The organism is Desulfovibrio sp. ZJ369, assembly GCF_011039085.1.
GTDB lineage: Bacteria > Desulfobacterota > Desulfovibrionia > Desulfovibrionales > Desulfovibrionaceae > Desulfovibrio.
Genome location: NZ_JAAKEI010000062.1, coordinates 1 through 9,115, shown reverse-complemented (window position 1 = coordinate 9,115; position 9,115 = coordinate 1). Strand labels below are relative to the sequence as shown.

The 9,115-nt window shown below is 60.9% G+C and carries 9 protein-coding genes; 1 reads left to right on the top strand and 8 read right to left on the bottom strand.

Going from position 1 to position 9,115, the window contains the following annotated elements; translation table 11 throughout:
* Positions 1–347 precede the first annotated feature (347 nt).
* The 8 genes from G7Y51_RS12540 to G7Y51_RS12505 form a co-directional block, all read right to left on the bottom strand.
* The gene (locus tag G7Y51_RS12540) at positions 348–1,079 is read right to left on the bottom strand and encodes an ABC transporter ATP-binding protein (protein ID WP_165177995.1); all 732 of its coding nucleotides are present in this window, start codon (positions 1,077–1,079) and stop codon (positions 348–350) included.
* Entirely contained in the window at positions 1,072–1,836 is a 765-nt protein-coding gene (gene cbiQ, locus G7Y51_RS12535; RefSeq protein WP_165177993.1) for a cobalt ECF transporter T component CbiQ, read from the bottom strand. The genes G7Y51_RS12540 and cbiQ overlap by 8 nt, the downstream gene beginning before the upstream one ends.
* A 413-nt stretch (positions 1,837–2,249) precedes the next feature.
* On the bottom strand, positions 2,250–2,906 hold the full coding sequence (locus G7Y51_RS12530; RefSeq protein WP_241160251.1) for a cobalamin biosynthesis protein CbiL: 657 nt from the start codon (positions 2,904–2,906) through the stop codon (positions 2,250–2,252).
* Positions 2,907–2,919: 13 nt separating this feature from the next.
* A complete protein-coding gene (locus G7Y51_RS12525; RefSeq protein WP_165177991.1) occupies positions 2,920–3,153 on the bottom strand; it encodes a hypothetical protein in 234 nt (77 codons plus the stop codon).
* 201 nt (positions 3,154–3,354) lie between these two features.
* A complete protein-coding gene (gene cbiM / locus G7Y51_RS12520; protein WP_165177989.1) occupies positions 3,355–3,966 on the bottom strand; it encodes a cobalt transporter CbiM in 612 nt (203 codons plus the stop codon).
* 264 nt (positions 3,967–4,230) lie between these two features.
* Positions 4,231–5,001 carry a DUF4198 domain-containing protein gene (locus G7Y51_RS12515; protein ID WP_165177987.1) on the bottom strand — a complete coding sequence of 257 codons (771 nt, stop codon included), beginning with the start codon at positions 4,999–5,001 and terminating at the stop codon, positions 4,231–4,233.
* Between the two features lie 388 nt (positions 5,002–5,389).
* A complete protein-coding gene (locus tag G7Y51_RS12510) occupies positions 5,390–5,848 on the bottom strand; it encodes a hypothetical protein (protein ID WP_165177985.1) in 459 nt (152 codons plus the stop codon).
* Between the two features lie 215 nt (positions 5,849–6,063).
* Positions 6,064–7,350 (bottom strand): O-acetylhomoserine aminocarboxypropyltransferase/cysteine synthase family protein, encoded by a 1,287-nt coding sequence (locus G7Y51_RS12505; RefSeq protein ID WP_165177983.1) that lies wholly within the window; start codon positions 7,348–7,350, stop codon positions 6,064–6,066.
* Positions 7,351–7,716: 366 nt separating this feature from the next.
* Here G7Y51_RS12505 and G7Y51_RS12500 point away from each other — a divergent pair, with 366 nt between their 5' ends.
* Positions 7,717–9,000, top strand: a complete 1,284-nt coding sequence (locus G7Y51_RS12500; protein WP_165177981.1) for a competence/damage-inducible protein A — start codon at positions 7,717–7,719, stop codon at positions 8,998–9,000.
* The last annotated feature ends 115 nt before the right edge of the window (positions 9,001–9,115 follow it).

The following is a 9,115-nucleotide window of genomic DNA, read 5'->3' as shown; positions in this document are numbered from 1 at the left end:
GGAGCAAAGTGAAACAATTACTTCGGGGTATGAAAGCAAAAACATGTGATGAACTATACAAATCCATTGGAAAAGCATTAAGTTGTATCACACAAAAAGACGCTGAAGGATGGTTTAAATCCTGTGGCTATGTAAAAAGTTAAAAGCAAAATGTTCTAATGAAATTAGCAAACCGCTCTAAGTGCAATAATTTGCTATGTTACCATAATCACTGGTAAGAGCCGCTTCGGCGGCGGAGCCGCGCTTCGCTCCCGCGAAGCCTGCAGCAGGCCAGCGCCGGGCAGATTTTCCGGCACGCGAGGGCGAGCGCTCGTGCAGGGCGGAATACGGCCAAAGCTCAGGCCGGCTCAATGGGCATGGGGCTCATTGCCCAGAGGATGCACATGCATGTGCGCGTGAGCAACGGAGGGCGCGCAGCTGTTCAGCCGACCGTGTACAATGGTCAGATACTCAGTGGAAGTCTGGGCCAAAAATTCCCAATCGTGCGAAATAATGATCCGGGCCGTGGGAAGAGCGCGCAAAATGTCGATGATCCGCTGGCGCGCGTCAGTATCCAGGCCGTTGGTGGGCTCATCCAGCAAAAGTGCTTCAGGGCGCATGGCCAGTACCGTGGCCAGGGAGATCAGCTTTTTTTCCCCGCCGGAAAGGCGATGGGTCAGGCGCTGCTCAAAACCCCGGAGCCCGATGTATTCCAGGGTTTCCAGGGCCCGTTGCCGGGCTGCCTGCGGCGCAAGCCCCAGGTTCAGCGGGCCGAAAGCCACATCTTCAAGCACTGTGGGGAAAAAGAGCTGATCCTCCGCATGCTGGAGCACAAAACCCACTTTGCAGCGCAGCTCGTAAAAGTCCTTTTCGCCGTGCAAGACCTTTCCATGAAAGCGGATCCGACCCTGTTGCGGCCGCGCCAGGCCTGTAATGCAGCGGAAAAAGGTGGTCTTGCCGCTGCCGTTGGGGCCATAGAGGCCGACCTTTTGGCCCGCGGCAAGCGCAAAGCTTACGTCGCGCAGCACGTCCCGCGTTTCCTCGTCCTGGACATAGCTGAAGTGAACGTGCTCCACGCTGAAAATATCCGTTTCAGACATGCGGGCCCCCGGCTGAAAGCTCCGCCCAGACGATGCCGCAGAGGCAAAGCGCCAGGCAGATCACGAAGAGCGCGTCCACAGGCCGCGCATGAAACTCGGCCACGGAGCGGAAGCGCCCCTGAAAACCGCGCAGCAGCATTGCCTCGCGCACGCGCAGGGAACGTTCGTAACTGCGCACCAGCAACAGGCCCAGAAGCGAGGCCAGCGTGCGGTAGGTATGCAGATTGCTGCGCGGCCTGAACCCCCGCAGCCGGGCAGCCACGCTGAGCGTCTGCCATTCATGGGCGATCACATGCACATAACGGCCCGTGAACAGAAAAAGAAAGACCAGTTTGGGCGGGCAGCGCAGGCGTTCCAGAGCGTATCCCGCAGTGGGCGAATCCATGCTGGCCACAAGGGCCAGAAAAACGCAGAGGATGGCGTTGGATTTGATGCTGACCAGCAAGGAGAGGCGCACGCCCTCGGCGCTGATCGAGAACATGCCCCAGCGCGCCAGGCTTTCGCCGGGCATGGTCAGGGGCGTCACGCACCAGAGAAAAAGCACAAAGAGATTCACTGCCGCCACGCGCCGCGCCAGCGGCAGCAGGGGCGGCCGGGCGGCTGCCAGCAAAAGCGCGCCGAGCAGCAGCCCCAGCAGGGCGGCCGTCACGCTGTGCAGCAGGGCCAGGCATACGACGGTGGCTGCTGCCAGGGCCAGGCGCACACGCGGATCAATCCGCTGGATGGGGGAAGCGCGGACAAAGGGTTGATCGAACACTGTCTGCCTTTAGAGCATTTTGCTTTTGGAATTATTCAATTTCAAAAGCGGCGCTGCCATCATTTCCCCGCAAGCGGGACAAGCGCCTGAAAAGCGTGGCTTTCAGGCTCATTGCTTCAGCCGTTGCGACGAAGGAAGCTACGGATGAAGACAGCAACTGGTTACTGCGACGCCAGCCAACGCAACCGCTGTCGCTATCCGTGCTCCAGCCGTTGCGACGAAGGAAGCTACGGATGGAGACAGCAATTAGTTACCACAAAAAACATTCAACGAAACCGCTGTCGCCATCCGTAAGGCTCGCAGACTCGCCAACGGCTGGCGCAAGCAAGCAAAGCTTGCTAACGGCTACCGCCGGCGCGGGCGTCCGCTCCCGCGGCCGCCAGAGCGGTTGCCGTTTTCAACAGCAAACCGCTCTATCCCCGCCGTCCCCTGAAGTACAGGCCCAGGCCCGCCAGTCCCAGCAGCCAGCCCAGGCCGCCGATGATTTCCGTCAGGCCCGGCCCGGCGCTGCGCTGCGCGGCCAGGTCGCGTTTGAGGGGCGCGAGCTTGGCGTCCAGGGCGGCGTTGACGATGCGCCGCACGTCGGCGGGCGTGGCGCAAGGGCCGGGCAAAGCGCCCGCGCCCTGGGCGGAAGAGGGAGCAACGGCAACATCCGCGCTGCCCGGCGCGGGAGAAAACGAGGCGGCGGCCGTGGGTGCGGCGTTGAATTCCGAGGCTTCCACGATCCATTGATTCTGGTGGCCCTCTCCGGCATTGATCTGGATGCGCAGGTCATGCCCGGCCGCGCGGGCCTCATCGGGCACGGCAAAGCGGAATTGGCCCTGGGCGTCGGTGATGCCTTGCAGCAATTCCTTTCCGTCCACCGCGTCGTAGACGGCAATACGGCCGCCATTGACTTTGGAGCTGCCGTTAAAGGCACATTCCACCACGATCTGATCTCCTTCGGTCCAGGCGAAAATATTGACCCGGTGGGCCAGGGCCAGGGCGGGCAGCAAAGCCAGCGTCAGGGCCAGCAGCGGCGGAATTGTTTTCAGCAGCCGGGAAAACACAAAAAAACGTGCGGCAGGCATGGCATGTTCCTCCCTAGGGTGTGTTAGCACTATCCTGCGTATTCTCAACTATTTTAAATGGTTCAACGAAAATTCTTTCCCCGGCAGAATTACGAGGCAGTGTCCCGAAAAAACAAGGTTTTTTCTGATAAGCGTGAACAGGCCCTAGAGCATTTTTTGATTGAAAATATTCATTTTCAATCACTTCGCCGCCATCATTTCCCCGCAAGCGGGACAAGCGCCTGAAAAGCGTGGTTTTCAGGCTCATTGCTTCAGCCGTTGCGACGAAGGAAGCTACGGATGAAGACAGCAACTGGTTACTGCGACAGCCAGCCAACGCAACCGCTGTCGCTATCCGTAAGCAAGCAAAGCTTGCTAACGGCTACCGCCGGCGCGGGCGTCCGCTCCCGCGGCCGCCAGAGCGGTTGCCGTTTTCAACAGCAAACCGCTCTAATAACGGCAAACATGTTCATACCCCGGATGCGCGCAGCAGTTCCGGGCGCACGCGGGCGATGAAGGAAACCGTAAACATGGTGATCAGGCCTTCAACCAGCATCACGGGCACATGCGCCAGCAGGAGCAGTTGCGCCGCGGCCAGAAATCCTTCGTTGGTGAAAGCCAGGGCAAGGGCCGTAAAAATGCCGGCTCCGGCCACGCCCAGCGCGCCGCCGCAGAAAGCGGCAACGCGCAGGCCGTTCCGGCCGGGCCAGGCGCGCGCAATGGCGCGGTAGCAATACCAGGCGAGCACCCCGGAAAAGCTCATGGTAAAGGCGTTCACGCCCAGGACCGTGAGCCCGCCATACTGAAAAAGCAGGGCTTGCAGGGCCAGGGCCGCGAGAATGGCCGGAAAGGCGGCCCAGCCGAGCAAAACGCCCAGCAGCCCGTTGAGAATCAGATGCGCGCTGGCCGGGCCCACGGGCACATGGATCAAGGAAGCCACAAAAAAGGCGGCGGCAAGAATGGCCACGGTCATCAAGCGGTCGTACTCCAGCCCGCGCAGCCCCACGGCCGTGCCGATCACGGTCAGAACCGCGCCTGCGCCGAGTACGGCCGGGGAAAGAACGCCTTCTGCAATATGCATGTCTGTTCCTTGCGCGCAGGCCTTGCGGAAAGGCTGTGTTGCCACAGCCCGCCAGGGCGCGCGCCTGTCAAAGGAAGGTGAAAACCAGGCTGCCCGGCCCGAGATCGCCCGCGCGTCTTTTTCCTGTCCGGACGCAGCCGCTCAGCCTGCGGGCCGCCTTCTGCTCCGAAGCTCCGCGCAGACCTCGCAGCCGCGCGGAGCCGGTTCAGCAAACAGTTAGAGCATTTTGCTTTTGAAATTGGATAATTTCAAAGGCAAAACGCTCTAGTTGGTTTTGGGGGCCGTAAATTCCAGCCAGAGCACAGCGCCCAGTTCAACGTCCCTAGGTTCGCCCTTGTAGTCTATTTTTTCCCTGGCCGTGTTCAGGGCCGAGAAACCCCACCAGCCGGCCCAGGGCACGCCATAGGAAAAAACGCCGTTTTCATCGGCCTTGACCACCTGAGTGACGAAGTATTCATTGGGCGCCTGATGACTTTTCTTCTTGTTGTAGCATTCCACTTCCACTTCCGCGCCGGGCACGGGCTTGCCGTCCAGAAGCACCCGGCCCTGAAAGACGTTGCCCGCGTAATTGGCGAAAGGCCGGGTCAGCGGAACGATTTCGGTCTTCAGGCCCAAAGGCTCATCCCAGCCTTCCTCGTTGCCGAAAGCCGCCACCACGGTCTTGGCGTAATGGATGATATAGCAGTTCTCTGCGGGTTCGTAATACGGCGCGGGCTCCACGGCGAATTGGTAGACGCCCGGTCTTTTCACCTTGTACGCGGCCTGCCAGCCCTTATGGCCCATGATGGAAGCAGGCTTGAGGCTTGCCTTCAGATCTTCCGTCCTGCCGCCCACGCTCACGGTGAAAGCCTTGGGCTCGACCATTTCCATGCCTTGCATTTCCATGGGATGCGAAAAAGAGATGGCGAGTTTCAGGTCCGCGTCTTTTTTTTCCGTCACTGTGGAGGCGGAGGGGATGAGCATGCCGAAATGGGCCTCGGCCCGGACGACAAAACAGAGTACAAGAGCCAGGCTCGCGCAGCAGATTTTCCACATGGTAGCGTTTCCTTATGGCAGTTAATGTTGTGGCTGCGCTGAAAGAGGCGCGCCTGCCGCCCGGTCTGTACAGCGCCAAGGCTGCCCGCACAGATGCGCATCCGCCCGCGGTTTTCAAGGATTTCAAACCAGGCGGAGCGCCGCGGCGGCCTTTTCTTAGTAGCACAAAATTAAAAAAAGTAGCAAGTGGGAAATTGCGCCAGGCCGAAAAAAGACGGCTGCGTACAGAAAATCAAGACGGCGGGCAGGCAGCTTTCAGGCCTCGGAAAAGGCGACAGCGTGCCTGATTGCCGGCTGGACGTTGAAAGCTCGCAAACCCCGTTCTGCGGGATTTTGCGAGCTTTCTGAGGAAGGGTTGTTCAGCAGAGTTTTTTCAGATTTGCGCTGCTTACTTGGGCAGCATACCCGCGTAATTGGCGCTTTTGACGTTCTTTTTCACGAATTCCAGGCCTTCCTTGCGGGGTGAGCCGGCTATGCTGGTCACCAAAAAGGCGTCGCCCTCGGTGGCAACCCAAACCTGGGCCGAAACGTTCTGTTGCATGAAGGTGAAGGTATACTGGCCGTTTTTTTCCACCGGCGGCTTTTCGGACTTGAACTGCTCAGCAAACATGCTTGCAATGCTTTTGGCGTCAGCGCCGCTGTTGGGACCGGCGAACAGGGTCACGGAAAGCGCGCCTGAGGCCTTGACGAATATCGCTGTACTCATGCCCTGGTTTTCCGAGGGGGGCATCACGGCCTTCCAATCGTCAGGCACATTGACGGTAAAATACCGGGTCGTAATCTCTTCAGCCAGAGCGGGCACGGCCAAAAGCATAATGAACACTAAGGCCATAAACTTTTTCATCATTATAAGCATCTCCTGATAGGACGCGCCGGTAAAGTCTGACAGTCAGGGCTGCGCGTCTGTGGGAAACCGCTTTGCTCCGTGCCAGGGCCCCGGACGCCGGGCCTGTTTTCTCCTATCGGATACGGCATAAAAACACAAGGCTGCTTTCGCCGGGCGTGCCCGCGGATTTTCGCCTGCGGGCAAAACCGGCCCGGCCCCTGCCCGGTGAAAACGCCTCAGCCCGCGAGCGCCTGCGCCAGATCCTCCAGAATGTCGTCAATGTGCTCAATGCCTATGGAAAGGCGTACGGTATTGGGGCGGATGCCGGCTTCGGCCAGTTCCGCCGCGTTGAGCTGGCCGTGCGTGGTGGAGGCGGGATGGATGACCAGCGATTTGGCGTCCGCCACATTGGCCAGCAGGGAAAAAATCCGCAGCCGGTCGATGAAGGCGCGTGCCTCCTGCGCCCCGCCTTTGATCTCCACAGTGAAGATCGAGCCGCCGCCCCGCGGGAAATACTTTTTATACAAATCATGGCTCGGGCTCTGCGGCAGGCTTGGATGATTGACCTTTTCCACGCGCGGGTGTCTGTGCAGAAATTCCACCACGCGCAAGGCATTGCGCACATGGCGCTCCACGCGCAGGGAAAGGGTTTCCAGACCCTGGAGGAAAAGAAAGGCGTGCAGAGGCGCGAGCGTCGCTCCCAGGTCGCGCAGCAGCACGGCCCGCGCTCTGAGCGCGAACGCGGCCGGGCCCCCGGCCTGCACAAAACTCAGCCCGTGGTAACTCTGATCCGGTTCGCTGAATTGCGGGAATTTTCCCGAAGCCGCCCAGTCAAAGCGGCCGCCGTCCACAATAACCCCGCCCAGAGCCGCGCCGTGGCCGCCGATGAACTTGGTGGCCGAATGGACCACGATATCCGCGCCGTGCTCCAGGGGGCGCAGCAGATACGGCGTGGCAAAGGTATTGTCGATGACCAGCGGAATCCCCCGGCTGTGAGCCAGCCGGGCCAGGGCTTCAATGTCCATGATATTGCTGTGGGGATTGCCCAGGCTTTCAATGAAAACGGCGCGGGTTTCCGGGCGGATGGCTTTTTCAAAAGCGCCGGGCTGGTGTGGATCGACAAAACTGGTGCTGATGCCCCAGGACTTGAGCGTATGCGCAAGCAGGTTATATGTGCCGCCGTAGAGCGTCTTTTCCGCCACGATATGTTGCCCTGCGCCTGCCAGATTCTGCAGCGCGCAGCTCACCGCGGCCGCGCCGCTGGCCACAGCCAGGGCCGCCGCGCCGCCTTCCAGGGCCGCCATGCGCCGCTCGAAGACCTCCTGGGTGGGATTGGTCAGCCGGCCGTAAATATTGCCGGCATCCTCCAGGCTGAATCGGGCCTGGGCGTGTTCGCAGTCCCGGAAGACGAAGGAGGCAGTCTGATAGACAGGCACGGCCCTGGCTCCGGTGGCCGGGTCGGGTTGTTCCTGGCCGGCGTGAACCTGAAGCGTTTCAAAGCGCAGGGAAGAGGTTGCGGTCATCGGGTGCTCTCTTGTGGATGCGGGGAGCGGCCTGTACAACCGGGCCGCAGGGTTGAAAAAATTTTCCTAGTTATTAAGTATGAATTGATTACGTTATGTGCGCGGGCCTTGTCAAGCCAAACGCGCGGGCCGCCCCAAAAAGAATCGCAGACTGCATGACCGAGCCAGTGCTGACAAAAAAACGCCTGCCCCGCAACAGCTCTGTCTGCCGTGCGATGTGTCGCGGCACTCACCCGTTCCGGCGTTGAAGCCCCTTGCCCTGCGGCGCAGAATGCGCGGCGTTGCGGTCACGCGGCGTGCGACGTATCATGCTGCGTCCGAAACACGGGCGGCAGGCCGGGCCGCCACAGCAAGCGAGGCACGATCATGAAAGCGGAAATCATTTCTGTGGGCACCGAGCTCTTGCTCGGTCACACTGTGAATACCGACGCGGCCCATGTGGCGCGGGAGCTTTCCGCCCTGGGCGTGGATCTGCTCCATACCCATACGGTGGGGGACAATGCCGGGCGGCTGGAAGCGGCTCTGCGCGAAGCCCTGGAGCGCAGCGATCTGGTGATTACCACCGGCGGCCTGGGCCCCACGGACGATGATCTGACCAAGGAAACCGTGGCCCTGGTTGCCGCTGCCCCGCTTGTGGAACATGCGGACAGCCTGCGCCGCCTGAAAGAGTATTTCGGCACGCGGCCCATGAGCGCCAACCAGCGCAAGCAGGCCTTTCTGCCGCGCGGCTGCGTGGCCTTTCCCAATGCCGTGGGCACTGCGCCGGGCTGCGCCGTGCCGCTTGCAAAGGGGAAAACAGTTATTCTGCTGCCCGGGCCGCCTTCGGAGCTGCTCCCCATGTTGCGCGACAGCGTTGTGCCTTTTTTGCAGCAACGGACCAACGAAGCCATAGCTTCTTTCATGGTGCGCACCTTTGGCATCGGCGAAGGCGCGGCCGCGGAGCGCATTGCCGATCTCACCGGGGGGGCCAATCCCACGGCCGCCACCTATGCGACCGAGGGCGAGATGTTCGTGCGGGTTACGGCCAAAGCCAAAAACGCGGCCGCCGCAGCGTCTTTGGCCGCGCCTCTGGTGGAAGCCGTTCGCCGTCGCCTGGGGGATGTGGTGTACGGCGTGAATGTAAGCGGCCTGGAGAGCGTGGTGGTGCCGGAGCTGATCCGCCGGGGCCTCAGTCTGGCCACGGCCGAATCCTGTACCGGCGGGCTGCTGGCCAAACGAATCACGGATCAGCCGGGCGCGTCCGCAGTTTTCGGCGTGGGCCTGGTGACCTACGCCAATGCGGCCAAAACCCGTCTTCTGGGCGTGCCTGAGGATCTGTTGCGCGCGCAGGGGGCCGTGAGCCCGGAAGTGGCGCGGAGCATGGCGGCCAATGTGCGTGCGCGCTATAACAGCACCTTTGGCATCGGCATTACCGGCGTGGCCGGACCGGACGGCGGCACGCCCGAAAAGCCCGTGGGCCTGGTGTACATTGCGCTCAGTGACGAAAAGGAAACCCGGTTGCGCGTCATGCGTCCCCAGGGCCGCTACCTGGGGCGGGAATGGACGCGCAGCAGAGCGGCAAGTCATGCCCTGGACTTGTTGCGGCGGCGGCTTTTCGGTCTGCCTTCGGATCCGGACCAGAGCATTTTCACTTGGAAAATGCTCTGCTGACGCGAAAGCGGCAGCCGCCGCAACGCGGCGTACATTCAGGCGAAAACCGCGTTTTTCGCCTGAATGCCACCTTTGACTTTCATAAAAAGTCAAAGGTAATCTGCTCTAGAGCATT

Excerpts from the sequence above, each read along its gene's own strand:
- G7Y51_RS12515 (WP_165177987.1), bottom strand. The coding sequence starts at position 5,001 with ATGTGGAAAATCTGCTGCGCGAGCCTGGCTCTTGTACTCTGTTTTGTC.
- G7Y51_RS12525 (WP_165177991.1), bottom strand. The coding sequence starts at position 3,153 with ATGAGCCTGAAAACCACGCTTTTCAGGCGCTTGTCCCGCTTGCGGGGA.
- G7Y51_RS12510 (WP_165177985.1), bottom strand. The coding sequence starts at position 5,848 with ATGATGAAAAAGTTTATGGCCTTAGTGTTCATTATGCTTTTGGCCGTG.
- G7Y51_RS12540 (WP_165177995.1), bottom strand. The coding sequence starts at position 1,079 with ATGTCTGAAACGGATATTTTCAGCGTGGAGCACGTTCACTTCAGCTAT.
- G7Y51_RS12500 (WP_165177981.1), top strand. The coding sequence starts at position 7,717 with ATGAAAGCGGAAATCATTTCTGTGGGCACCGAGCTCTTGCTCGGTCAC.
- G7Y51_RS12505 (WP_165177983.1), bottom strand. The coding sequence starts at position 7,350 with ATGACCGCAACCTCTTCCCTGCGCTTTGAAACGCTTCAGGTTCACGCC.
- cbiM (WP_165177989.1), bottom strand. The coding sequence starts at position 3,966 with ATGCATATTGCAGAAGGCGTTCTTTCCCCGGCCGTACTCGGCGCAGGC.
- G7Y51_RS12530 (WP_241160251.1), bottom strand. The coding sequence starts at position 2,906 with ATGCCTGCCGCACGTTTTTTTGTGTTTTCCCGGCTGCTGAAAACAATT.